Source organism: Paractinoplanes rishiriensis, assembly GCF_016862375.1.
Taxonomy (GTDB): Bacteria; Actinomycetota; Actinomycetes; order Mycobacteriales; family Micromonosporaceae; genus Actinoplanes; species Actinoplanes rishiriensis.
Genome location: NZ_BOMV01000104.1, coordinates 35,354 through 60,947 on the forward strand (window position 1 = coordinate 35,354; position 25,594 = coordinate 60,947).

A 25,594-nucleotide genomic window follows, 5' to 3' on the forward strand; every position below is an offset into this window, starting at 1 on the left:
CCTCCCGGTACGCGTACCGGGAGGGCACCCGTGTCCGCAGCGCAACCGGAGGTCAGCCGGCCAGTTTGGCTCGTACGTTGTCTGCGTCCTGGTGGTTGAATTCGTCCAGGATGGACAGGGCCTGTTTCCACGCGTCGCGGGCCGAGGCGACATCCCCGGTGGCGTGGTGCAGGTCGCCGAGGTGGTCGAGGACCACGGCCTCGTAGTAGCGGTCGCCTGCCTGCCGGAGCAGTTCCAGGGAGCGGTGATAGCAGCCGGACGCCTCCTCGTGCCGGCCGAGGCGGTGGTGCACGCCGCCCAGGTTGTCGTAGGTGGCGGCCACCCCGAACAGGTCGCCCACCTCGCGGAACAGAGCCAGCGCCCGCTCGGAGTCGGCGAGGGCCTGCACCGGCTCGTCCAGTTGCAGGTGGTGGCCGCCGAGGTGGAGCAGTGAGCGGGCCTGGCCGAGCTGGTGGCCGGCCGCGCGGAACAGCGCCAGCGCGCGGCGGTCGTGGTCGAGCGCCTCGGCAGGCCGGTCCTGGTGTTCGAACACCCAGCCCAGGCCGAGGTGGGTATGTGCCGCGCTCACCTGGTCGCCCGCGGCCTGGAAGCGGTCCAGCGCCGAGCGGTAGTGGTCGGCCGCGGCCTCGTAGTGGCACCGCCGCACCGACATCCGGCCCAGGGCACGGTGGACGGCGGCCTGCGCGCCGAGGTCGCCCAGCCGGTGCGCCGCGGCGAGGGCCGTTTCGTGGACCAGGACCTCCTGCTGCCAGTGGCCGTGCCGGTCGAGGTGGTCGGTGAGGGTCCAGGCCAGCTGCCAGGCGTGCCGGTCGAGCGACTCCCGCGCGGCCAGCGTGACGCAGCGGACGAGCACCGTCTGTTCGGTGGCGAACCAGGCCGGCGCCGGGGCCACGTCAGCGACGTTCGCTTCCGTCGGGGCGTCGGGCAACGCGATGGGGTGGCGGTGCGGGTGCAGCGCCAGGGCGGCCCGGTGTGCGGTGTGCAGGTAGTGGTCGAGCATGCGCCGGGTGGCCGCGTGCCGGTCGGCTTCGTGGTCGACGGTGCGGGCCAGCTCGACCGCGTAGGCGCGGAGCAGGTCGTGCAGGGCGAACCGGCCCGGCACCCGTTCGGTGAGCAGGTGAGCCCTGGTCAGGTCGCCGATCGCCAGCCGAACCGTGGCCGCGTCGGTGCCGTCGAGGCCGGCCGCCGCGGCCGTGCCGATGTCGGGGCCGGGGTGCAGCGCCAGCCGGCGGAAGAGCCGCGCTGCCGCGGGGCCGAGCGCGCGGTACGACCACGACAGCACCGACCGCATGTCGATCGCCGGATCGGGCTCGGCCAGGGCCGAAAGCGGCCCGGCGGTATCGCTGAGTTCGCCGGCGATCGTGCGCAGCGCGGCGCCCGAACCGGCTCGTGCGGCGACGATCGCCAGCGCCAGCGGCAGCCGCGCGCACCGGGCGACGATCTCCCGCACGGCCTCCGCTTCCGCGGCGACCCGGCTGCGACCGATCCGCACGGCGAGCAGGTCCCGACATTCGGCGTCGTTCAGCACGTCGAGGTTCAGCGGGCGCCCGCCGTGGCCGACGACCAGCCCGGGAAGGGGTACCCGGCTGGTGACCACGACGGTGCACGATGCGCTCCCGGGCAGCAGCGGCCGGATCTGATCGGCGTCCCGCGCGTTGTCGAGCACGAGCAGCATCCGCTTGCCGGCGAGCAGACCGCGCAGCTGCCCGGTCTGACCCGCCACCGTGCCGGCGATCTGCGTGGCCGGCACGCCGAGGGCGCCGAGCAGCACATGCAGCGCCTCGGTGGGCGGCATCGCCGATCCGCCGGGGTCGAAACCGCGCAGGTTGAGATACAGCTGGCCGTCGGCGAAGCGGTGCGCCACCAGGTGGGCCCAGCGCAGGGCGAGCGTGGTCTTGCCGACGCCGGCCGTACCGGTGATCAGGTGGAGCACCATGCCGGGATGGGGCTCGTCCAAGGCGGTGAGCTCGGCGGCGCGGCCGACGAACCAGGCCGGCGGCGCGGGCAGCTGACGGCAGGCCGGGCGGTCGTCGGTCGCCGGCAGCGACGGATCGGCGGTCAGCATGCGCTGGTGCAGGGCGCGCAGCGCGGGACCCGGATCGACACCCAGTTCGTCGGCCAGCCGGGCCCGCACGACCTCGTAGTGGCGCAGCGCGTCGGCCTGCCGGTCGCAGCGGTACAGCGCCAGCATGAGCTGACCCGCCAGCCGCTCGTCCAGCGGGTGCTCGCCGGCCAGCCGGGCCAGCTCGCCCAGCAGCTCGGCGTGGCGCCCCAGCCGCAGCCAGGCCTCGTTGCGGTCGAGCGTGGCGGCCACCCGTTCGGCGTCCAGCGACATGCGTATCTCATGGATCCAGAAGGTTTCCAGGCCGGCGAACGCGTCGCCGCGCCACAGCTGCAGCGCCTCGTCGAGCAGGCCGGCGGCCGATGCGGGACCGTCCGCGGTGCGCGCCTCGGCGACCAGGCGGCGGAACCGGTGCATGTCCACCGCGTCGGGGTCGGCCGTCACCCGGTAGCCCTCGGGGCGGTGTTCGAAACCGACGCCGGGCACCTGCGCGAAGCCGCCGCGCAGCCGGGAGAGATAGCCGGCCAGGGCGTTGCGGGCCCGCTGCGGCGGCCGGTCGCCCCAGACCCGGTCGAGCACCACGTCGATCGGCACCGGGCGGTTGACGTCGACCAGCAGCGCGGCCAGCACGCAGCGCTGCCGTGCGTGCCCCGCGTCGACCGGCACGCCGCCGACCCGTGCCTCGACCGGCCCCAGCACTCCGAACCGCACCATCACGACGGCCCCCACCTGCGGATTCAATCCGAGCCGAAACCGTATCGAAGACCGGCCCCGCAAGCTGTCGCGTGCACGTCAACGACCGACGACGGGGAAGGAACCGAATTCGATGAAACGGTACGCAGCCGCACTCGGGCTCACGGTGCTGGCCGGCACCTTACTGATCGGGCCGGCGCCGGCATATGCCGCGGTGACCGGCGCTGTCATCAGCAGCGAGCAGACCGAGTTCAGCACCACGACGCCGAAGGTGGCCGAGGCCCGGTGCCCGGCGGGCAAGCGGGTGACGGGCGGCTTCGGCCGGGTCACCGGCCAGCCGCAACACGTGGTGCTGACCCGCATGGAACCGATTCACACCAACAACCTGGACCGGTTCACAGTCGCCGCCTCCGCGGACGAAACCGATCCGGCCGGACAGTGGGCGGTCACCGCGGTCGCCATCTGCGCCGATCCATTGCCCGGGCAGCAGATCTTCAGCTCCACTCTGGACGCGCCACCCGGCACCAGTTCCCGCAGCGCGAGCGCCTCCTGCCCCAGTGGCCTCACCATGATCGGCAGCGGCGGCCGGATCACCGGCGGGCAGGGCGAGGTGGCCCTCAGCCGCACCGGACCGGTCCTCGCCTCCGACCCGTTCCGTTCGACCGCGTCGGGGCTCGCGGACAGTACCGGCTTCACCGGCGCGTGGTCGGTGACCGCGTTCGTCGTCTGTGCCGAGATCCCCACCTCGGATGTGGCACAACCATCGGCCGACTCCGCGCTCAACTCGGTCTCGCCGAAGGCCGCCGACGTGCTCTGCCCGCCCGGCATGTTCGTCACCGGCGGCGGTGGACAGACCGTCAACGACATCTCCGGGAACCTGGTTCTCCAGTCGATCATGCCGGAGGCGCTGCCGGGCGGGATTCCGGGCGACGAGGCGACGGTGACCGCGCGGGAGAACAACCCCATCGAAAGAATTTGGCTGGTACGCGGGCGCGTGCACTGCGCTTCCCGGTGACCGACGACCGGGCCCACCGAAGCCGTGCTCGGTGGGCCTGGTCCCTACCGCGTGGTCACCCGGACCACGTACTGCGCCTCCAGGGTCGGCGGGCCGCCCGGGAACAGGTCGCCGGATCACCGCGCCTCGTCGAGGAACTCCTCCACCATGGGGGCCAGCAACTCGGCCCGCTGCGGCAGCGAGGCGTGCGTGGTGCCGGGCAGGATCGCGAGGCGGCAGCGTGGGAGCCCGCAGACGTCGCCGGGAACGCCGCCGCCGAGCAGCCGGAACATCCGGACCGCGTGTTCCGGCCGGACGATGTCCGCGTCGCCCACCACGACCAGCGCGGGCGGCCGCAAGGCCCGGATCTGGGCTGCCGTCCACTCGGGCGGATGCGCGTCCAGCACGGCCATCTTGGTGACCAGCCGGTCCCAGCCGGCCGCGGCGGGCGCGGTCCGCAGGTATTCCTCGTGCAGTTCCGAGCCGTGCAGGTGTTCGGGCCGCAGCTGCTGCGCGCCGTCCAGCAGCCCGGGGTGCAGTCCGCCGCGGTCGAAGGCCGGCGAGGCGAGCACGAGCCGGCCGGCCCGCTCCGGGTGGTGGGTGCCGAACTGCAGCGCGACCGCGGCGCCCAGACCCCACCCGAGCATGTCCGCCTGCGCCAGGCCGAGCCGGTCCAGCAGGTGCATCACCACCGCCGCGAAACCCTCGACGGTGTACGGGCCATCGCAATCCGGAGTGCGGCCGTGCCCGGGCAGCTCGATCGCGACGACGCGGCGCGTTTTCACGAGCAAGGGCAAGAGCATGCCGTACGACGTACGGATGCCGGACAGCGCGGCCGGCACGAGGATCAGCGGCCGCCCCGGTCCGGCGCCGCGGTCCTCGAAATAGATGTCCATCGGCCCAGCGTGCGTTGCTGTGCTTACGGTCGGCTTACCGACGTACCATGTCCCGCTGTGCGCTTCGGGATCCTCGGTCCGCTCGCCGTCACCACCGACGACGGCGAGCCAGTGGTGGTGCCCGGCGCCAAGGTCCGGATGCTGCTCGCCGACCTGCTGGCGCACCGCAACCGGGTGGTCTCGGCCGACCGGCTCATCGAGGACCTGTGGGGCGGCGACGCACCGGCGAACGCGGCCGGCGCGCTCCAGGTGCGCGTGTCGCAGCTGCGCAAGGCGCTCAACGACGCCGAACCGGGGGCCCGGGACCTGATCGAGTCGCGGCCCCCGGGCTACCGGCTGCGGGCCGACGACGTCGACGCCGACCGGTTCGCCACGCTCGCCGAGACCACCGGCGTGGACCGGCTCGGCGCGGCGCTCGCGCTGTGGCGCGGCCAGGCGTACGCCGACGTGGCCGACGAGGAGTTCGCCCGCGCGGAGGCGACCCGCCTGGCCGAACAGCGCCTCGTCGTGCAGGAGCGGCTCGCCGGGGCCCGGCTGGCCCGCGGGGAGCACGACCTGGTCGCCGCGGAGCTGGCCGAGCTGGTCGAGCTCCATCCGCTGCGGGAGGGCCTGCGCGCGCTGCACATCCGGGCCCTGTACGCCGCGGGCCGCCAGGCCGAGGCGCTGGAGAGCTACGCCGGCCTGCGCGAGCGGCTCGCCGACGAACTGGGCCTCGACCCGGGTCCGGAGCTGGCCGCCCTCTACCGGCGGATCCTCGACCAGGACCCGGGCCTCAGCGCCCGGCCTGCGGCCGCGATCGTCCGCAACAGCCTGCCCGCCCAGCTGGACGAGCTCGTCGGCCGGGCCGAGGCGCTGGCGGAACTGCGAGAGCTGATTCCGGCCGGCCGGCTGCTCACCCTCGTCGGCCCGGGCGGGGTCGGCAAGACCCGGCTCGCCGCCGCGGCCGCGGCCGAACAGGTGCAGCCGGACGGCGTACATCTGGTGGAACTGGCGCCGCTTCCGCCGGCCGACACACGGGTGGCGGAGCAGGTGCTCGGGGTGCTCGGCCTGCACGAGGCGCCGGGCACCGCCGGGTCCGCGGCCGATCGGCTGGTGGCGGCGCTGCGGCACCGGGAGATGCTGCTGGTGCTGGACAACTGCGAGCACGTGATCGAGCCGGCCGCCGCGCTGGTCGGGCGGCTGCTGCGCGACGCGCCCGGGGTGCGGGTGCTGGCCACCAGCCGCGAGCCGCTGCTGCTGGCGGGCGAGCAGATCTGGGAGGTGGGTCCGCTCGCGCTGCCGTCGGATCCGGCCGACGTCGATGCCGTACGCCGGTCGCCCGCGGCCCGGCTCTTCGCGGCGCGCGCGGCCGCCCAGCACCGCGGGTTCCGGCTCGACGAGCAGACCGCACCCGCGGTGGCGCAGCTCTGCCGCCGCCTGGACGGCCTCCCGCTGGCCCTGGAACTGGCCGCGACCCGGGTGCGCGCCCTCGGCGTCCAGGGTGTGGTGGACCGCCTGGACGACCGCTTCCGGCTCCTCACCACGCGGCAGCGCGATGTGCCGGAGCGGCAGCGCACCCTGACCGCGGTGATCGCGTGGAGCTGGGACCTGCTCGACCCGGAGGATCGGTTGGTCCTCGCCCGGCTCTCCGTGTTCCGCGACGGATGGACGCCCGAGGCCGCCGAGCAGGTGTGCGACGCCGACCTGGACGCGGTGGACCGGCTCGTGGAGCGGTCCCTCGTGGTGGCCGAGCCCGGACCGCGGTACCGGATGCTGGAGTCAGTGGCCGAGTTCGGCGCCGCGCAACTGCCCGATGCCACCGCGCTCCGGGGCCGGCATGCCGCCTACTTCCGGTCGCTCGCCGAGCGCGCCGACCCCCGGTTGCGCGGTCCCGAGCAGCGGGAGTGGCTCGCGATCCTGGACGCCGAGCGGGCCAACCTGCGGGCGGCGCTCACCACCGGCGGGCTGCGGCTGGCACTCGCCCTCACCTGGTACTGGGTGCTGCGCGGCCGGCTCAGCGAGGCGCGGGCCGCCCTGGCCCGGCCGGGCACGGGCGAGGAGGAGCGCCTGGCGGCGCCCTGGCGTCTCGGTCTCGCTCTGTTGCAGGGCGAGCAGGTGCCTTCGGGCGTACGGGATGTGCTTGCTCTTGATCCGGCCTCTCGGGCGGCCTGGTTCGTGGCGAATGCCGTGCTCGAACGGGGCGACCTGGCGCTCGCCGAGACACTGCTGCCGCAGGAGTACGACGACGCGTGGACCGAGGCGGCGGTGCTGGCGTCCCGGGCGATGCTCGCGCACGCGGCCGGCGATCTGCCCGCCCTGGAGGCCGCCGCCACCCGCAGCGACACGCTGTTCGCCAAGCTGGGCGACCGGTGGGGCCGGCTGCGGGCCAGCGACTGGATCGGCGGGCTGGCCGAGTTCCAGGGCCAGAACGAGAAGGCCGCCGCCGTGCACCGCGAGGGGCTGCGCTGGGCGGCGGAGCTTTCGCTGTGGCCCGAGGTCGGTGCCAAGCTGTCCTGGCTGGCCTGGCTGGCCGTGCAGGGCCGGGACTACGAGGTCGCGCGGGACCTGGCCGAACGCGCGTACCGGCTGGCCGTCGAGCAGGGCGCGCCCACCGCGGTGGTGTTCGCCGAGATGAGCCTCGGCATCGCGGCCCGCCGCTCGGGCCGCCTCGACCAGGCCGTCACCCACCTGGCCCGGATCGCCGACCAGGGCCGGATCGAGCCGCAGCCGCCGCCCTACCTGCCGATGATCCTGGTCGAGCTGGGCTACGCGCGCGAGCTGCAGGGCAACCCGGCGGCGGCCCGGGCACTGCACATGGAGGCGTACGAGGCCACCATCGGCTCCGCCCGCGACGGCCTCGGCGCGGTCGAGGGACTGGCCGCACTGGCCGAGCCGGAGACGGCGGCCCGGCTGCTGGGCGCCGCCGCCACCGCCCGCGACCAGAACGCGGCCCCGGCCGCCCCGGCCGAGCAGGACGAGCTCGACCGGGCGGCGCGCCGGGCGATCGCCTCGCTCGGCCGGGAACGCTTCGACGACCTGGTCGCCGAGGGCGCCAAGCTCACCCTCGATCAGGCCGTGGCCTTCGGCCGGTAGGTGACGACGATGACACCGTTGCCGAACACCCGGGTGCCGATCAGCTCGAACGTGGCCTTCACGTCGCTCAGCTCGCTGCTGAAGTTTCCGATGCCCTCGATCACCGGGTGGATCCAGAACTTCACCTCGTCGACCAGGCCGGCCTTGACGAGCTGCCCGGTGACCGATCCGTACCCGTACTGAATGATGTTTTTGCCGTCCTGAGCCTTGAGTTTCGCGACCGCCTCGACCAGATCCCCGTCCAGCACCTCGGTGTTCTTCCAGGAGGGGTCCTTCAGCGTCGTCGAGGCCACGTACTTCTTGACGTTGTTGAAGAAGGCCGCACCGGTGTTCGGGTCGCTCTCGTCCATGGCCGGCCAGGCCTGCGAGAACCCGTCGTAGGTGGCCCGCCCCATGAGCAGCGCGTCCGCGTCGGCGGTGATCTCGGTAGCCACCTCGGCCGCCTCCTCGGCGAAGTAGGGCGTCGTCCAGACGGGGTTCTCGATGACGCCGTCGAGGGTGAGGTAGGTGGAGTTGATGAGCTTGCGCATCGAATGTTCTCCCAGTCGGTTGCGGTGTCGCTGCTGATGGGGAGAACTTGCCGGAGGCCGCTTACGATTCGCTTCAGGTCGCCTTCCGGATCCTCTCGGCCAGAGCGGCGGCGCCGGGATGGTCGAGGTCCTCGAGAATTCCCAGCGCCCGCTGCCAGGCGCGCAGCGAGGCGTCGTCGTCGCCGCTGCTGCGGTGACTCTCGCCGAGGCGGATGAGGGTTTCGGCTTCGTAGTAGCGCTCGCCGATTCCGGGATAGATGTCGAGCGCCTTCCGGTAGCAGGCGACGGACTCGGGATATCTGCCCAGGCCGTGGTGGAGTTCGCCGAGGGTGTCCCAGCTCGCGGCCTCGCCGAAACGGTCGCCGGCCCGGCGGTGCATCGCCACCGCCCGTTCGCCGTACTCCAGGCCGGTGGCGTACTCGCCGAGCCCGGCATAGCACGCGCCGATGACGTTCAGGGCGTCCGCCTGCCACGCCAGCTGGCCGGTCGCCTGGTGCGCCTCCAGCATCTGCCGCCCATGGTCCAGCGCCTCGCGGAAGCGGCCCTGTACGGCGAACAACGCCGCGAAGCTGTGCTGCACGTTCCCCTCGGTGCCCCGATCTCCCAGCTGCCGGCACAGACGCAACGCCTGCTGATGGTGCACCTCGGCGGTCCGGTAGCGGCCCAGTTTCGTGTTGACCACGGCCAGGCCGCGCACCATATGTGCGATGGCCGCCGGATCATCGAGCCGCCGGGCAGCGGCCAGGCCGAGCCGTTGGACAGACAGCCAGGCGTGCCATTGCCCCTTTCGCTTCAGGTAGGAGACCAGATTGTAGACGAGCTGCCAGGCATGCTCCGGCAGCTCCATGGCGGTGGCCTGGTTGATGGCCGCCGTGAGCGTCTCCTGCTCGGCGTGATACCAGCTCAGGGCCTCGTCGAGCACGGCGAGCGGCTCCGGGATGACGCCCGGCGGGGCGGGTGCCGGTTGGACCCTGGTACGGGACGGGTCCAGCAGATGGGCGGCGCCGCTGGCGGTGTGCAGGTAGTGGCTGAGCGATCGGTGCACGGCGGCGGCACGTTCGGGCGCCGGTTCGGAGTGCTCGGCTTGTTCGAGGGCGTAGGCGTGCAGCAGGTCGTGGCAGGCGTACCGGCCGGGGCGATGCTCGTCGAGCAGGCCGGCGCGGGTCAGTTCGGCCAGCAACCGGCGCACCTCGGCCGGGTGCTCACCGGCGAGACTGGCCGCCGCGGCGGCCGAGATGTCCGGACCGGGGCGCAGGGCGAGCAGCCGGAACAGCCGCCTGGCGGGTGGCGACAGCGTGGTGTACGACCAGGAGAACACGGCGTGCACCCGGCTCGTCGCGTCGCCGGCGTCCAGGGCGTCCAGCCGTCGCGCGGTGTTGTCGAGGTCGGCCGCGAGGGTGGCCAGCGGGAAGCCGGTCTGCCGGGCCCGGGCGGCAGCGATGGCGAGCGCCAGCGGCAGAAGAGCGCATGCGGTGACGATGCGCTCGGCCGCTTTCGGCTCGGCGATGCTGGTCCGCACGCCGAGCCGGCGGTCGAACAGCGCCCGCGCCTCGGCCGGCGACAACAGATCCAGCGTCACCGGATGGGCGCCGTCCATGGCGACCAGGCTGGTGAGGTGGTTGCGGCTGGTCACCAGCGCGACGGTGGACGGGGTGCCGGGCAGCAGCGGACGGGCATGCTGGGCGTCGCGCGCATTGTCGAGCACGACGAGCACCCGCTTACCGGCGAGCAGGCTGCGGTACATGCCGGCCTGGGCGTCGAGGCCGGCCGGGACCTGGTTGGGCGGCACGCCCAGGGCCGCCAGGAACCCGCGGAGCGCCTCGGCCGGATCCATCATCGGCTCGGCGGGACCGAAGCCGCGCAGGTTGACGTAGAGCTGCCCGTCGGGGAACCGCTCCGCGACCCGGTGCGCCCAGTGCACGGCCAGCGCCGTCTTGCCGATACCCGGGATGCCGCTGATCGCCGCGATGAGCACGGGTGCCGGTCCCCCGCCGCTCTCACCCTCGCCGGTCGGAGCCAGCAGCCGGTCGAGGCTGGACAGTTCGGCGGCCCGCCCGGTGAACGGGTAGACGTCCGCCGGCAACTGCCTCGGGACCAGTCGCCCCGCCGCCGGTGTCGATTTCGTCGCCCGGCGCCGGACCGGCTGGGTTTCCTGCTGCTCCTGGGCGGCGCTGTGGCGCTGGTGCCACCGGTCGACATCGAGCTGGCCGGCCGGCACCTGGATGTCGTGGGCGCTGGCATAACCGGCGCAGGCCCGCACGAACGCCTCCACGGTCGCCCATCGCGGCATGCCGGGACCGTTGAGCAGGTCGCTCACCGTGGAGATGCGCAACGTCAGCCCGGCCAGATCAGCATGTGCCTGCAACGCCCGGTACGGCGGCCGGCGCACCTGCTCGTACAGTCCTTGGAGCCCGAGGCGTACCAGCTCGCCGGGCTCCCCGTCAGCGCTCACGTCCGGTGTACCCCTGCTCTTCCATCGGGCGACTTGGCTGGCTGGCGCCGGTTTTGTTCGGTTTCCGGTTGCGTCCGGATCCGAACCACCACTCGACCACCATCCTCCATTCTCGATTCCCGAGGCAACCTGCCCGCGGCGCCCAGCGCCGAGGCAACAGCCATGTGGATCATCGACCGACGGGGGGACTCACATGCTGACGGACGAGCGCCGGCGGGCCGGGGCCAGCAGGTACCTGGCAAGGGTGCCGGTATGTGCCGGGTGCGTGTTCTGGGCCCTCAACCGGCATGGGGTGGCGCCGAGAGGGATCAGGTTTCGCCGCCCCGGCGTGGTGATTGCCGGCGGATCTGGTCGGTGCGGCTGGTGACGGTGTCGATCTGCGCCGCCAGGTCCGGGTGATCGGGAAGGTGCTGGTGGGCCGCGGCGAGCAGCGCGGGCAGAGCGGTGGCGTCCGCGTCGCCGAGGGCCTGGTGCAGTTGCGCGAGGTCGCTGGTCGCGGCCTCGTCGAGATCGGTGAGGGCGGCGATCTGGCCGGCGAGCCGGCGCAGGTCGGCGGTGTTGTCGTTGGCCCATTGGGCGACGGCGCGGTGTGCGGCGCGGCGGTCGCGTTCGGCCTGCACCCGGTCGTCGCGGGTGGCACCCGGGTGGTCGGTCTGGGCGGAGGCGCTGCGCAGGTAGCGCCGCTCGGCGGCTTGGCGGCTGGCCACCCCCAGAGCGGGCGCGAGAGCTTGCCAGGAGACCCCGGCGGCGCGGGCGGCAGCGATCAGGACCGGCTCGAGCCCGGCCAGCTCCGCCTGGGCCCGGTGCAGCAGCACCAGGGCGTCGAGCAGTTCGGCACCGCTCACCGGGCCGCCAGCACGGTCGGCGGTGGCGCGTCCGGTACCGGGGACACCGCGCGCACTGCCGGCGCCCGGCTGCTGAACCGCGTGTGCGGTGCCGACGACAGCGGCAACTGCCGCGGCGAGATCGCGATCCGGTGGAGTGTCGAGCATGCGTTCCCATCCCGCGTCATCGTTACGATGACGAACCTCTTGTCATCGTTCCGATGACGTGTTAGAAAGACGGTATCGCGCATTGACTGTCAAGTCGAGACCGCAGGAGGTGGAACCATGTTGATGCGCAGCGAACCCTTCACCGAGGTCAACCGGATCGCCCAGCAGCTGTTCGGCGTCCCCGCGACCGGTACCTGGTCCCGGCCGACGACGATGCCCGCCGACGCGTTCCGCAACGGCGACGAGTTCGTGATCGCGTTCGACCTTCCCGGAGTGGACGCCGACGCGATCGACATCGACGTGGAACGCAACGTGCTGACGGTCCGCGCCGAACGCCGTCCCATCAACCTCGGCGAGCAGGCCACGACGCAGCTCAACGAACGCCCGCTGGGCGTGTTCTCCCGGCAACTCTTCCTGGGCGACGCCCTGGACACCGACCACATCGACGCCGCGTACAACAACGGCGTGCTGGTCCTGCGCATCCCGATCGCGGAGAAGGCCAAGCCCCGCAAGATCGCCGTGTCCGGTCCCCAGCAGGCCGAGCAACAGGTGATCACCGGCTGACCTGACGGTTCGTCACGTCAGCCCCTTCACAGTAAAACCGGATGCGGCGGGTGGTGACCGGCATGATCAACGACCCCACGGCACAGGCGGGCACCGCGTTGTCCCCGGAATGGGACCGCGGGTTCGACGAGGCATTCACCGAACTCATCAGCAGCGACCCCGACCTGGTCCGCACCGAGTTCGACGCCCTCATCGGCGCCAGCTTCGACGAACCGCCCGAGCCGCCGGCGCCACCCGCCCCGTCCGCCGCCCAGCCGTCACCCGCCCCTCCGACGGCCGACCCCTCGCCGGCCCCACCGGCCCGGGAGTCCGGACACCAGCCGGGCACGGCCGGCACCAACCCACGGTCGCCGCCCTGATCGCACCTGCTCACCACCGAGTCCCCAGGGCCGGCAAACCGCGGCCGGCCCTGGGGCGCTTCGTCCTCCCTACGCCGCCGTCATCGGGCCGGCGTTCAGCTGCGGGTGCGCAGCAGAGCCGCGCCGCAGTTGGGCCGGTAGATCATCCGGTTGGAGCAGCTGGCGAGGTTCCAGTTGCTCGCCAGGTACGAGCCGGCCGGCGGATTGGGGTGGAAGTAGTCGTTGACGTTGCAGTCCCAGTAGTAGTCGAGGTTGCCGTTCGGAGACGGGCACACGTCGGTGCGGTAGCCGGACGAGCGGGGACCGCCGTCGTTGTAGCACATGACGTCTGCGTCGTCGTTGCAGTGACCTCGGCCGGAGCCGTTGGGCGTGTTCGGCAGGACGGCGCCCATCGAGTGCCCCTGCTCGTGCAGCATGTAGGTGAAGGGGCACCGGCCGGTGACCACCGCAACGCCCGGGGCGTTGTTGACGGGGTTGTCGACACCGGGTCGAGCGTCCCCGGAGCCCCAGGCGACGCCGCCGCCACAGCCCCCGTTGCCCCAGTACACGACGTTGTCCTGGCCGGTGGCACGCAGCCCCTGCCGGTTGAGCTCCTGGTCGACCGAACCGATGCTCCCGTTGTCGGTGCTGCTGCGCAGGACGCGGACGGCGGGCTGTCCGGCAGCTTCGCACGCGACCCGCAGCGACAGGTCTCCGCCGAACTCCGCGGCCCGGTCGGACACCATGGCGTTGGACTGGATGAAGTGCTGCTGCATGAGCGGGACCATCGTCGCCGACGCGTCCGTGCCGTTCGCCGGGATCATGTAGACCAGCTGGATGCGGTACGAGTCGGTAGCGCAGAAGTGCGCACGCGCGGCGAGCGCGGCCGACCCGCCCGTGATCGCCTTGAGCGAGTCGCGGGTGCCCTTGTCCTTCGCCGTCGGGGGGTCGATGTGCGTGATCCGGTCACCGTTCGCGGTGCGCAGCTTGAACAGCCCGTCGCCCATGGCGCACACCCGATCGCCCAGCGCGGGGTTGGGGGCGAAGTCGTCGTCATGCAGGCAGCGGTCCGACTCCGTGGCGGAGTGGTCATGCCCAGCGACGACGGCAGCGACCGGAACGAGGGTGCCCGCTATCGCTGTGCCGGACAACCCCAGTGCGGACGCGGCGACCACGCCGGCCGCGATCACGAGAAGCTTCTTGATAGGCACGCAGACCTCCGAGGTCAATCAGCATGGTGTGTAGGCCGGCCCGGATAGGCGCCACAGGACGCACCCTGTGCCGCACCGGATGAGCGGGCGAGAGGCAGCCGCTTCCGAACACGTTTTCGGAAGGCGTCGGATCAGCCCACGAGTGCGAGAGCAGGCCTGACACCATGCTCGCGGTCGGCTCGCCACGCATCGACGTACATCTATTGAAATCGTTTTCGGTACTTTAGCCCCATGCGGGCGAGGTCACAACCATTCAGGGTCATCGATGCCAGGCCGGCCTCGGGTCCGCTGGTCGCCGGGCCCGATCGCCAGAGGCGTCGGATATCTGATCACAGTGTTGGGCCACGGGCCAGGCCGTCCGAGACTGACTGCCCGACCCTTGGGAGGGCGCATGGCCCTGCAGACCGCGGCCTTGACGATGACCGCTCTCGGCGTGCTGAACGACGCGGTGCTGCGGCCGGGCGTTCACCTGCGCTGGTCCGTCGATCCGGCTGCCGGGTTCCCGCCGCACGGCTTCGACGTCCAGCGCCGGGCCGCGCGCTCCGGCACCGCGCAGTCCGTCGATTTCACCGCGCTGCCGGGCGGGCCGGTGCCGCCGGCACTCACCCTCGGACCGCTCGTGCTGCGGTCGGCCACCACCGGCGCGCCCGCCGAGGTGATGACCGAACTGGTCGGCGGGGCGCAGGTGCCGGTGCTGCGGCCGGCCGTCGCCGGGGCGATCACCGGTGAGCTGACCAGCGCGGCCGCGCCGGTTCGCCGGGTCGACATCGACATCGTGCATTCCGTGCCGCAGTCCACCCGCCTGCTGCCGTTCGACTTCGTCGTCTGGGGCATCGCCGGCGGCCGGCGGGTCTGCTCGGCATCGCTGCGGCTCACCGAGCAGAACCGATTCACCGCGCTGCGGGTGAGCGTCGCCGCCGATGCCCTCGACGGATTCCAGATCCAGGGACGGCGCCAGGTCGCCTACTACTACAAAATCATTGCCGTACGGTGGGCGACCGTCGCCGACGAGGCCGACGACGGGTGGGACCCACCGCTGAACCCGAGACGGATCGGCTTCCCGGTCACCGCGCCCGGATACCAGGTGCCGCACGGGCACGGCGCCGACCCCGGCACCGGGGCACAGGACTGGCTCGAGGCCGCCGACCGGCTGAGCCCGACCGGGTCGGCGGCCGGACTTCCGGCCCCGCTGGCCGCGCAGTTCGGGCCGCCGGAGTTCAGCCGGACCCGGGAGATCTTCCGCGCGGCGATCGCCGGGCGGCAGCTGACGCAGAGCGGCAGCGGCACCACCGCCCCCACCGTGGAGGTCGACGCGATCCGCCTGGTCCAACTCGGCGCGCTCGACCCGGACGTCGCGCGGATGGCCGGGCTCGCCCTCGTGGACGGCACCGCGCAGCCCGGTGTCAGTTACGACTACCAGGTCGTCGGCTACTGGCCCGGACCGATCCGGTGGGTGTGGGTGTGCCGCGACGTCCCGGTGACAGACGAACCGGTCCGCGTCGACCTGCCCGTCCCGAGCGGCGCGGTCCGGGTGACGGCGCGATCCGCCGGACCGGGTCCGCTGATCGTGCGGGTGTCCTCCGGGCACGGCCGCGACGTGGTGCGGCGGGTGCCGGCCGGGCCGATGCGCACCGTCACGGTGGAGGCGCCCGACATCGGCACGGTGTGGGTCGACGGCGACAGCCCGGTCGTGACCCAGGTGTGCCACCTCGAGCCGGTGCAGGACATCCTGCGCCACCGCTGGATCTGCTTCGGGGTAACCCGCGGACCGGTGCCCGCACTGCGCACGCCGGTCGCGCCGGAGGCCGTGCCGATGCCGGGTTTCGCCCGGCGGTTCGCCGCCGAGCAGGTCGTCGGGCTGCGTCTCGATCCGGTCCCGGCGCGCGTCCTCGACACCGGCATGCTGCCCCTGGCGGCCGCGCTGACCGACCCGATCTCGTACGAGGTGCAGCGGCGCACCGAGGGCGCCTGGACGGACCTGGTGACACCGCCCGGTTCGGAGCTGGGCGACTGGGCCGATCGGGCGGCCGACCCGCTCGCCGGCCGGACCCGGCCGGTGTTCCGCTCCTCCGCCCGGCCGGCCGCCTTCGTCCCGGCGCCGGGCTGGCCGGACGATCCGGGCGACCTGGTGGACGACCGCCTCGACCCCGGCGTCCGCCACTACCACTACCGCTGCCGGGCGCGGGACCTCCACGGAAGGGTCAGCGACTGGTCGGCACCGTCCGAGGTGGATGCCGCCGATCGGGTGCCGCCGCCGCTGCCCGGCGCCGTGACCGGCCGGTGGATCGACCGCTCGGATCCCTACCTGGCCGCCGACGACGCTGCGGAGCTGGACCACGCCGGGGTGGACCGGGCCGCGCTGCTGCGCTGGTCGTGGCCGGAACGGTGTGTCAGCCAGGCCCCGGACACGGTCGGTTTCCGGGTCTACTGGAACGACCGTCCGCACGGCACGGTGCTGGCCGCCGTCACCGCGGTGACGGCGGACGCCGACGGTTACCGGGTCACCGTTCCGCTCGGGAGACAACCGCCGGCGGACGCATTCCGCGGCGACTGGCTGCGGCAGGGCAACCGGCAGTATCTGATCCTCGGCAACACGGCGGCGGAACCGTCGGTGCTGACCCTGAGCCGGTCCGGGACCGAACCGCCGGCCGCCGGCCCCTGCTCGGTCTCGATGCGCGGGGCGGACCCGGAACGCCTGGACCTGCTCGGCAACCCGCTGCGGCCGGACCCGAGCCGGGCTGCGGCCTGGCAGCGGCGGGTCCTGGAGGTCTCGACGGCATCGGTCAGCTTCGACATCCTCCAGGAGTCGGCCGGCATCGCGGTCCACTGCGACGCCGTCGAGCCGGACCATCCCCGGGCCGGCCAGACCACCGTGCGGATACCGCCGTCGTGGGTCTTCGCCGGCCCGATCCCGGAGGGGCTGTCGCTGTCCGGCCGGCCGGTGGTGAGCGCGGCGCTCGGGCGGCACGGCGCCACCCTGGTCGTGGCGGCCGGGCCGGTCCTCGCGCCCGGACCGGCCATGCTGGAGGCTCCGGGACTGCGCACCATCCGGCTCGCCGGCTACCTGCCGGACGACTTTCCGCCGCTGATCGGCGGCGTCGCCTGGGCCGGCGACGCGGGCCTGCCGGTGATCGCCCACACGCCGTCGCCGTTGCGCCTCGTGGTGCTGGGTGAGCCGCCGGTGCCGTACGTGACATGGCTGCCGGACCATCAGGTGGTGCTGACCGGCGTCACCCTGCCGGTGACCGCCGCGCAGCCGGAGGCGACCGGTGTGCTCGGGGTCAGCGCATTCGACGGCCGGCCGTGGACGCCCGACACCCGCAACCGGCCGGATGAGCCGGGCGGACCGGGCAACGAGGGTCCCGTCGCCGCCGTGCCCGTACGCCGCCACTACCTCGACGCACCGGCCGGCACGGTCGCGCCGCCCGGGGTTGCCGAGCAGTGGGCCGATCCGCCCGACGAATTCAGCGGTCGCAGCCGGTTCCGGCTGCGGTGGCCGGCCGGCACCGGCACCCGGTTCCACATCGATCACGCCACCGTCGGCGACGTGCTGGCGGCCGACGCCGCGGACCGGGCCGCCTGCCGCGGGGCGTACACCGGCGCCCCGGCACTCGACCCGGCCGAGCTGGCCGCCTGGCGTGCCCAGCAGGCGGCGCTGCCACCCGGCGGCCTGCGGACGCTGGCCGACCGGCAGCCGTCCGTCTTCGCGCCGGTGACCGACCGCCCGCTGGAGGCGGCCGACCCGCTGCTGGCCGACCCGGAGCCGGGCTGGCTGTCCTGGCCGGTGCCGCTGGACGGCACGGCGCCGGCCCGGCACCTGCTGCGGGTACGGGTTGTCGACGCGGCCGGCAACAGCGGCCCGCCGGGTCCGGCCACCCCGCCGGTGGTCGTCCCGGACGTCCGCCGGCCGCCGGCACCCGTGCTGCGCCGGGCCGTGGGCGGGGACCGCGAGGTGTGGCTGTTCTTCGACGGCGCGGGAGCCGCCGCGGCCGGATACCGCATCCTCCGTACGCCGTGGCCCGCAGGCAGCCGGCCCGAGCCCTCGGACATGACCGTGCTGGCCACGGTCGCTCCGGACCGCTGCCCGGAGCCGCTACCGGTGGTGTCCGGGGTGGTTCGGCTGCCCGGGACGCCGCCGGACGAGGTGGTGGCCGTCCACCTCGCCACCGGCATCACCGCGGACGGCCTTCCGGAGGGCGATCCGCTCCCGGGGTCGTTCCCGCTGACCGGCGCCGAGGTGACCGGCCTGTCCGCGCTGCCGGACGGCACGCTCGTCTACGTGGCCGCCCGGACCCCGGCCGGCGGTCCCGTGGTGGTCCTGCCGACCGGCGCCCGGCTGGCCTGGCGCGACGGCACCGCCGAGCCCGGACGCGCCTACCAATACCGGATCGAGTCGCTCCGCTCCGCGCAGGTGGGCCCGGTCGCCACGGTCGAGGTGCGGTCGCTGCCCAGCGACGTGGGCGAGGCCACCGCCTTCGACTCCCGCCCGCCGGTGGCGCCGGCCGGGGCCGCGGCGTACGACACCGCCACGGCCGCGGTCCGGATCAGCTGGGCGACCGGCCCGGTCGCGGACCTCGAGGTCAGATGCGAACGAGCCGACCTGCTCGACGGCCGGTGGGCGCCGGTGTCCGGCTGGGTGCCGGGCGGCGACGGCCTCATCGAAGACCCGGAAGTGGGCTCCGGCCATCTCTACCTCTACCGGCTGCGCGGCCGGGACCGCTGGGGCCGGCTCAGCCGCGGGGAACCCCGGATCGGCCCGGTGACCGTGCCGTGACGAGCAGGAGGGGGTACGGCGATGCCCCGTAGATGGCTGCGATTCCCGCTGACCGCGACCGATCAGGCCCGCGCCGACCCGGCGACGATCACCGTGCTGGACGGCGGCCCGGCCCATCCCGACCGGCTCCGGCTGGAGTTCGACGTCACCAATCCGGCTGCCGGGCCGCCCGCCGTCCGGCCGCTGTTCCCGGGCGTGCTCAGCTTCCTGGCCGACCCGGGTGCCCCCGGTGTCCTGCCCGCCGCCACCGACCCGTTCACCTGGACCGACGCCGAGTATGCCGGCTGGCGCACGGTCGGCACCCTGGTCATGGAGCTGGACCCGACACTCGTCCCGGCGCTCGGCGTGCGGCCGGCGCCCACCGTGGCCTGGTACTGGCCGGTCCGGCTGAGCCGCGACTTCCTGCTCGACTCGGTGCGCCATCAGCTGGTCAAGTCGAAGGTGCGCCGCCCGGCCGGCGGCGAGGTGGCGACCGGCGACCCGCGCTGGCCGGCCCATGCCGTCAGCGGCCTGCTCGCCGGCACCCATGCGGTCAAGCTGCGGACGCCGGCCGCCGAGGACCAGGACGACGCGGTCCGGTTCGCCATGCCGACGGTCGAGCTGGCCGCCGACGGGTCGACCGGGCTGTGGATCGCGGTGGCCGCCGGGACGTCCACCGACGACGGCGTCGTCCCCGCGCCGGTGCCCGGCACGGTCCCGCTCCTGGATCCGGCTCACCCGGCAAACGCCCTGCTGGACGCGCGCCGCACCCTCATTTCGCTCCGGTCGCAAACGATCGGCGCCGAGGCGGGAGTCGGCCCGCTGGTGTCCACGGCGCTCCCGGACGGCGCCTGGCCGGCCGGTCCGCGCTGGTTCACCGTCGCGTTCAGCACGCCCGGTGCGGCCGGGTTCGCCTACCGTTCCGGGGCCCTGCCGGCCGTCGGCGTCGAGGTGACCACGGCGGCCGGGATTGTGTTGCAGCAGCGCCGGCTGTCGACCCGCGGCCTGATCACCGTCATGCAGGAGCCGACCGACCCGGCCGCACCGCCGCCGGTGGTGCGCTGCACCGTGGACCCCGGCGCCGACCTGCGCCTCGCCGAGACCAACGGCGCGCGGCCCGGGCCGCCCGAGACGATCGAGTTCGACTTCGCGACGCTCACCGAGCCGGCCCGGGTGGTGCTGCAACCGCCACCGCCGCCGGTGCTGGACGCCGCCGGCAAGGCTGCCTACGCAACCCGGCTCGCCACCCTGAGCCTGCGGCTGGGCCGGACACCTGCCACCCGCGAGGCGGTCGGCGAGCGGCTGACGACCGACGAGTCCCTGATCCGGCCGGTGGCCTGGCCGGCCGGCACGCCGGTGTTCCGGGGCACCCGCCGGCCCTGGGCCGGCGCGGCCGACCCGGCCAACCAGAACGTCCTGGTCGACGGGCCGGGCCTGGCCGACCTGCGCGCCCTTTTCGACGCCCTGCAACAGCTGACGCCGGCCCCGGGCCGGCCACCGATCCGGCCCGCCGAGGCGATGGTGCTCTGGCTGATGGAGGGGCGGGTGGCGCTCGGCTCGGAGGGATTCTTCAACATCCCGATGCTGGCACCCGGAGCGAACACTTCGTGGATCTTCGCCGACCGCACGGGTTTCTCCGGCAACCCGTTCGACGCGGCGGTCTTCGGCGCGGCCACCGAGGCGCAGACCCGCACGTTGCTGCGAAGCATGCTGCTGTGGAACTGCTGGGGGATGGACGTCTTCGCCGCGACCGACAAGCTGCCGGGGCAGGACACGACGCTGCGCTGGGAGCCGACGATCGCCGCGAGCGCCGCCGGGCACGACACGAAGTTCCGCACCGCGCTCGCGGCCATCGCCGCGGCCGGGTTCACCGTACCCACCGAGGCGCAGGTCAACGGCACCATCGAGCTGCGGCCCATGATCGGCGGTGGCTGGGAGTTCCGGCTGAACGCCGGCTACGTGCGCACCCACCTCCAAATCCAGTACGGCGAGTACCTGCGCCGCCAGGTCGCCTACCTCGACCCGGCCCGCACCGCACCGCATCCGGCGCTGCCGGCTGCCGCCTGGTCGCTGCCCGCCTTCAACTACATCGCCTTCAACGGCGGGCTGGCCGAGGCCGGCCGGCTCTGGGCCGTCGCCGACGGTGTCCTCGCCGGGGGCGCCGCGCCGCCCTGGGTGCGCAGTCACCAGGACGCCCTGCGGACCTTCCGGCTGACCGCGGACGAGCAGCAGCGGACTCCGCTCGCGGCACCCGAGACGCGGTCCCGGGCCGCACGTGTCAACGGCCTGCACTTCGCGGCTCTCGTCGACGCGTTCGGCGCGGCCTATCCCCGCGTTCTCTACCCGTAGGAGGCGGACGATGCCCGGAGCGTCCAGCAACACGCTGTTCCCGCTGAGCGACCTGATCTCCGCGGAGCAGTTCCCGCTCGCCGAGGTCCTCGACGGTCTCTACTACACCCAGGCCGAGGCCTTCCCGGCCGGCGACGACCTGGTGCTGCTGCTGACCCTGACCTTCGAGCGGGAACTGGCGTTCGGCATCCCGGGCGTCGACGACCTGGCCGTCGTGTTCGGCTCGGCCGGCGCCGGCTGGACGTCGCTGACGGTAGAGCTCGTGTTGGGTCCGAGCCCGTCGATCTCGTTGCGTGACGTGGACATCGCGCTGCGAGTCCCGGCGAGCGTGCTGCGCGACGTCGCCACCGGCGGCCCCGCGGAGATCCACTGTGCCGCGAGCGTCACGGTGGACGCCGAGGGCAACGTGACGGTCGAGACCGACGCCGCGCTCAGCCTGGCCGAGGCGGAGATCGCCGGCAGCGGCGTCACGATCAGCGCCACCAACGTGACCTGGAACTTCGAGCGGGGGCGCGGCCTGCCCACCGCCGAGGCGGCCGGCCTGCCCGGTGAGTTCCTGGGCATCGCGTTCGAGCAGGCCACCGTCACCCTGCCCGCCGAGGTGGCCGGCGCGCCGACGCTCACCCTCGACCATTGCTGCGTCGGCACGGGCGGGTTCACCGGCGGCCTGAGCGTCACCTTCGACGCTCCCCCGGCCTGCCAGTTCGGCGGGTTCACCGTGGAGCTCGAACGGGTCGGTATCCGCTTCGTCCGGTCCCGGCTGGTGCTGGGGCAGATCGAGTCCGTCGTCCGGGACCTGGACTTCTTCGACACCGACCTCGCGGTGGACCTGCAACTGTCGGCGGCCGGGATCCGGCTCGCGCTGGCCACCGCGGCCGGTCGGCTGCGCGGCTCGGCAACGCTCACCGACGGCCTGGTCACCGTACGGAAGCCGGGGGTTGTCGCGATGACCCTCACCGGCGTGACCCTCGAGATCGGCGCGGCCGAGAGCGCGCTCAGCCTGAGCGGCACGATCCGCCCCGAGATCGGCCTTCCCGGTTCCGGACCGCTGCCACCGTTCACCGTGGACGCCCTGCGGATCTCGTCGACCGGCACGGTGAGCGTGGCCGGCGGCTGGCTGGCCCTGCCCGCCGCGGCCCGCGTCGAGCTCGGTGGCTTCACGCTCACCCTGACCAAGGTCGGGCTCGGCTCGGAACCGTCCGGTGACCGGTGGATCGGCTTCTCCGGCACCCTCAGCCTGGTCTCCGGGATTCCGGTCACCGCGGCCGTCGACGGGCTGCGCCTCCGGTGGAACGCGGGCGGTCTGACCGGGGTGGAGCTGGCCGGGGTCGCGGTCCATCTGGAGGTGGAGAACGTCCTGGTGCTCGACGCGCAGGTGCGCTACCACGCCGAGGACCAGCGGTTCGACGGCGCCGGCACGCTGCGGCTCGTGTCGGTCAACCTCACCGTGAGCGTGCGGGTGGTGGTCGGCCGCCGGGCGGACTACACCTACCTGTATGTGTACCTGCTGGTCCAGCTGCCGGTCGGCGTCCCGCTGTTCAGCACCGGCCTCGGCCTGTACGGGTTCGAGGCGCTCTACGCCCGCAACATGGCCCCCGACAAGGACCCGGCCGAGCGCTGGTACCGGGACTGGTACCGGCGACCGGAGATCGGGGCCGCGGATCAGTCGAAGTGGGCGGACGAGCGGGGCAGTCAGGGCTTCGGGGCCGGCGTCATCCTCGGCACCATGTCCGACACCGGTTACACGGTGGCGGTCAAAGGGCTGCTCGTCGTAGTGGTGCCCGGGCCGATCCTGATGCTCGACGTCCGGGCCAACCTGCTCAAGGACCCGACCGCCATCGCGGCGCCGCAGGCACAGGCCCTGTTCACCTCGCTGGTCGTCTTCGACGGCCGGGCCGGCACGCTGGAGCTGGGCATCGAGCCGCACTACGCCTACCCGGACGACGGCCGCCTGGTCGACGTGACCGGCGTGGCGGAGGCGTTCTACAACTTCAGCGATCCGCGCGCCTGGCACCTCTATCTCGGCCGCCGCGAACCCGAGCAGCGGATCCGGGCCCGCCTGCTGTCCATCTTCGACGCCAACACCTACCTCATGGTCGACGCCAACCAGATCGAACTCGGCGGTTTCATCGGCTGGCAGGCCCAGTACGCGTTCGGTCCGGTACGTCTCGGGCTGGAAGCGTGGATCGAGGGCATGGCGCTGGTCTCCCGGCAACCCAAACAGCTCCGGGGCGAGCTCAGCCTGCACGGATCGGTCGGGCTGTCGGTGTTCGGCATCGGTTTCGACCTGTCGGTCACCGCGATGCTGGCCGTGCAGTCGCCGGACCCGTTCGAGGTGACCGCCGCCCTGCGGGTGAAGGTGGACCTGCCCTGGCCGCTGCCGGACTTCGAGAAGTCAGTCCGGCTGCGCTGGGCCGAACCCGCGCCGCCGCGCCTGGCCGATCCGCTGCAGACCGGCGGCATCGAGCATCTGCGCACCACGGCGAGCTGGCCGTTCGGCGCCGAGGCACCCACCGTGCCGCTCGACGGCCGGATCAGCCTGGCGTTCGCGACCCCGGTCGAGGACGCGGTGCGGGCCGCTGCCAACCGGGAGGGACCGGTCGACCAGCGGGTCGGTGAGTTCACCCTGCGGTCGCGGCTCACCGGGCTGCGGCTCGACGTCCTTGACGAGAGCACCGGTACCTACATCCCCTACGCGTCTCCGGACGGAACGGCACGGCCGCTGTCCGCGATGTGGCAGCGCCAGGCCGGCGATCCCTCGTTCGGCAACCGGCATCTGATGCTGGGCGTGCGGACGCCGTACGAGCGCACCCGAGCGGTGACCGAGCCCGCCGTCACCCAGCTCGAGGAGGCGGAGGAGTTCGACCCGTGCCGGCCGGCGGCGCCGGTCCGGGTGCTGACCTTCGAACACCATCCGGTACGCCGTCTCGAGCCGCTGACCGCCTACGACGGCGGTGACGCCGTCTGGACGCCGGGCCCGGCCGGCGCCGACATCCTGCCGATCTCCGCCGCCTCGGCCGCTTACCCGGTGCGGCGGGAGCCACCCCGGCGGTACCCGCGTTGCCTGTTCGTGCCGGACCAGTGGGGGATCGTGCCGGTGCCGGGCGCCACCGGCCGGATCGCGGTGCCCCTCGCACCCGCCCCGGCCCTGCGGCTGGATCTGCCGGCCGCCGCCGAGGGCCTGGCCGTACTGGTGATGACGACCGGGACCTGGTCGCTCACCGGTTACGACGCCGCCGGAGCGGTGGTCGCGACCGTCTCCGCCCCGGTGCCGGCCGGGCCCGGCGGGTTCCACGCCGATCAGCTGGTCCTGCGCGGCTCCGGCCTCCGCACGGTGGCTCTGAACTGCTACAGCCGCCTGCTGGTGCTCGCCGTCGCGGTGCGGACCGAGCCGCCCGCTGCGCAGACGGCCACCCGCCGCACCGAGCTGCAGCAGACCCTGGAACGCTTCCGCGGCAGCGAGCCGGTCTTCGAGCCGTACCGGCAGTACCGGCTGACCGTGACCACCCAGGTCGTGGAGACCGGCGGCCGGTCGCTGGCAGGCGCCGAGGTCGAGGCACCGGCCGGCGCGACCGCGTCGATCACCGGCGCCATCTGCACGATCACCCGGACCTTCGACTTCCGCACCGAGGGACCACCCGAGGACACCCTGGAGCCGTACGTCACCGGGCTGGCCCCGGCCCGCGGCGCCCCGGCGGTGTATCGCGACTACGACCTCGCGGTGACGTTCGGCGCGGACTACGTCGACCACATGTACCTGATCAGCGGCCGGATGCTGGGCCTGCGGCTGCGCGCCGGCGACGGCACGGGCCAGACCCTGACCAGCACGACGGTCCCGGGTGCGGAACTGGTGCTGCGCCGGGAGGAGCGGACCTGGCTGGCCACCCTGGACCGGTCCAGCTGTGCCCTCACGGTGGCGGAGTCCGAGCTCACCCGGGAGGTGCTGATCCGGGGCGCGCTGCCGGCCGGGGCACCGCTGGAACCCCGTACCAGCTATGACGCCGAACTGGTCGGTGAGCCGGCCGGGCCGGCGCCGCGCCCGGCCACCGGCGCGCTGTGTGCCTGGTCGTTCGTCACCTCCCGGTACCGCACGTTCGCCGACCACGTGCGTCCGCACGGGACGATGCGCCTGGCCACGCCGCAGTTGTCGCGGACCGAGTGGTCGGCGGTGCTCGAACCCGTGCTGGCCGCGCCGGGGACCGTCCGGCGGGAGGTCCAGACGGCCGTGTTCACCGCGCTGTTCGCGGCTCTGGACGTGGAGCGGTCGCTGCCCGCGGAAACCGGACTGCACGCGGTGGGCGCCGGCGGCGAAACCTGGGCGCTGCTGCTGAGCAGCCCGGAGCCGTTCGACCCCGATCGTGTCCGGTTCACCGTGCGGCGGCGGATCGGCGTCACCGCGTTCGACGTCGCAACCTCGCCGGTCCCGGACGCCGACGGCACCCGGGTGCTGCTGGTGCCGCACACCGGTCCCGCGGCGGGCCTGCTGGCGGACGGGAAATACCTGGTCACCGGCCTCTTCCGCCGGAACATCGGCGCCGGGCAGCCGGTGCTGTCGGTGCAGGGCGACACCGGCGACGAGACCGCGACCGTCGAGATCGAGCTGCCGATCGCGTAGCTCCGGCGGCGATGCAAAAGCTGTGCAATCTGAGTGAAGGGTGGCGGTGACACTCGGCCGTCACTCTCACCGA

13 protein-coding genes are annotated in these 25,594 nt (G+C 73.5%); 7 read left to right on the forward strand and 6 right to left on the reverse strand.

Annotation, left to right across the window (positions count from 1 at the left end; all coding sequences use genetic code 11):
- Positions 1 to 52: 52 nt before the first annotated feature.
- Positions 53 to 2,791, reverse strand: a complete 2,739-nt coding sequence (locus Ari01nite_RS44430; protein ID WP_203790198.1) for an AfsR/SARP family transcriptional regulator — start codon at positions 2,789 to 2,791, stop codon at positions 53 to 55.
- 97 nt (positions 2,792 to 2,888) lie between these two features.
- Between Ari01nite_RS44430 and Ari01nite_RS44435 the strand changes: the two genes are divergently transcribed.
- Positions 2,889 to 3,770 carry a hypothetical protein gene (locus tag Ari01nite_RS44435; RefSeq protein ID WP_203790200.1) on the forward strand — a complete coding sequence of 294 codons (882 nt, stop codon included), beginning with the start codon at positions 2,889 to 2,891 and terminating at the stop codon, positions 3,768 to 3,770.
- 116 nt (positions 3,771 to 3,886) lie between these two features.
- On the opposite strand, the gene Ari01nite_RS44440 is transcribed toward Ari01nite_RS44435, so the two are convergent.
- Positions 3,887 to 4,645, reverse strand: coding sequence for an alpha/beta fold hydrolase (locus Ari01nite_RS44440; protein WP_203790202.1), 759 nt, complete (start codon positions 4,643 to 4,645; stop codon positions 3,887 to 3,889).
- A 57-nt stretch (positions 4,646 to 4,702) separates the two neighbouring features.
- Between Ari01nite_RS44440 and Ari01nite_RS44445 the strand changes: the two genes are divergently transcribed.
- Positions 4,703 to 7,717 carry an AfsR/SARP family transcriptional regulator gene (locus tag Ari01nite_RS44445; protein WP_203790205.1) on the forward strand — a complete coding sequence of 1,005 codons (3,015 nt, stop codon included), beginning with the start codon at positions 4,703 to 4,705 and terminating at the stop codon, positions 7,715 to 7,717.
- Here Ari01nite_RS44445 and Ari01nite_RS44450 read toward each other — a convergent pair.
- The 3 genes from Ari01nite_RS44450 to Ari01nite_RS44460 all read right to left on the reverse strand — a co-directional run bounded on the left by Ari01nite_RS44450 (position 7,693) and on the right by Ari01nite_RS44460 (position 11,691).
- Positions 7,693 to 8,247 (reverse strand): dihydrofolate reductase family protein, encoded by a 555-nt coding sequence (locus Ari01nite_RS44450; RefSeq protein ID WP_203790207.1) that lies wholly within the window; start codon positions 8,245 to 8,247, stop codon positions 7,693 to 7,695. The genes Ari01nite_RS44445 and Ari01nite_RS44450 overlap by 25 nt on opposite strands.
- A 73-nt stretch (positions 8,248 to 8,320) precedes the next feature.
- The gene (locus Ari01nite_RS44455) at positions 8,321 to 10,699 is read right to left on the reverse strand and encodes a tetratricopeptide repeat protein (RefSeq protein WP_203790209.1); all 2,379 of its coding nucleotides are present in this window, start codon (positions 10,697 to 10,699) and stop codon (positions 8,321 to 8,323) included.
- Between the two features lie 308 nt (positions 10,700 to 11,007).
- Entirely contained in the window at positions 11,008 to 11,691 is a 684-nt protein-coding gene (locus Ari01nite_RS44460) for a type III effector protein (protein WP_203790211.1), read from the reverse strand.
- 117 nt (positions 11,692 to 11,808) lie between these two features.
- Here Ari01nite_RS44460 and Ari01nite_RS44465 point away from each other — a divergent pair, with 117 nt between their 5' ends.
- Complete coding sequence (locus Ari01nite_RS44465) at positions 11,809 to 12,255, forward strand: Hsp20/alpha crystallin family protein (protein WP_203790212.1); 447 nt, start codon at positions 11,809 to 11,811, stop codon at positions 12,253 to 12,255.
- Positions 12,256 to 12,296: 41 nt separating this feature from the next.
- Positions 12,297 to 12,614, forward strand: coding sequence for a hypothetical protein (locus Ari01nite_RS44470; RefSeq protein ID WP_203790213.1), 318 nt, complete (start codon positions 12,297 to 12,299; stop codon positions 12,612 to 12,614).
- Positions 12,615 to 12,709: 95 nt separating this feature from the next.
- Here the strand turns inward: Ari01nite_RS44470 and Ari01nite_RS44475 are convergent, their stop codons facing one another.
- Complete coding sequence (locus tag Ari01nite_RS44475; protein WP_203790214.1) at positions 12,710 to 13,804, reverse strand: hypothetical protein; 1,095 nt, start codon at positions 13,802 to 13,804, stop codon at positions 12,710 to 12,712.
- A gap of 391 nt (positions 13,805 to 14,195) precedes the next feature.
- Here Ari01nite_RS44475 and Ari01nite_RS44480 point away from each other — a divergent pair, with 391 nt between their 5' ends.
- The 3 genes from Ari01nite_RS44480 to Ari01nite_RS44490 are packed head-to-tail and all read left to right on the forward strand — an operon-like array spanning position 14,196 to position 25,521.
- Entirely contained in the window at positions 14,196 to 18,578 is a 4,383-nt protein-coding gene (locus tag Ari01nite_RS44480) for a hypothetical protein (protein WP_203790215.1), read from the forward strand.
- Between the two features lie 21 nt (positions 18,579 to 18,599).
- Positions 18,600 to 20,906, forward strand: coding sequence for a hypothetical protein (locus Ari01nite_RS44485; RefSeq protein ID WP_203790216.1), 2,307 nt, complete (start codon positions 18,600 to 18,602; stop codon positions 20,904 to 20,906).
- Between the two features lie 10 nt (positions 20,907 to 20,916).
- Positions 20,917 to 25,521, forward strand: a complete 4,605-nt coding sequence (locus tag Ari01nite_RS44490; protein ID WP_203790217.1) for a hypothetical protein — start codon at positions 20,917 to 20,919, stop codon at positions 25,519 to 25,521.
- The last annotated feature ends 73 nt before the right edge of the window (positions 25,522 to 25,594 follow it).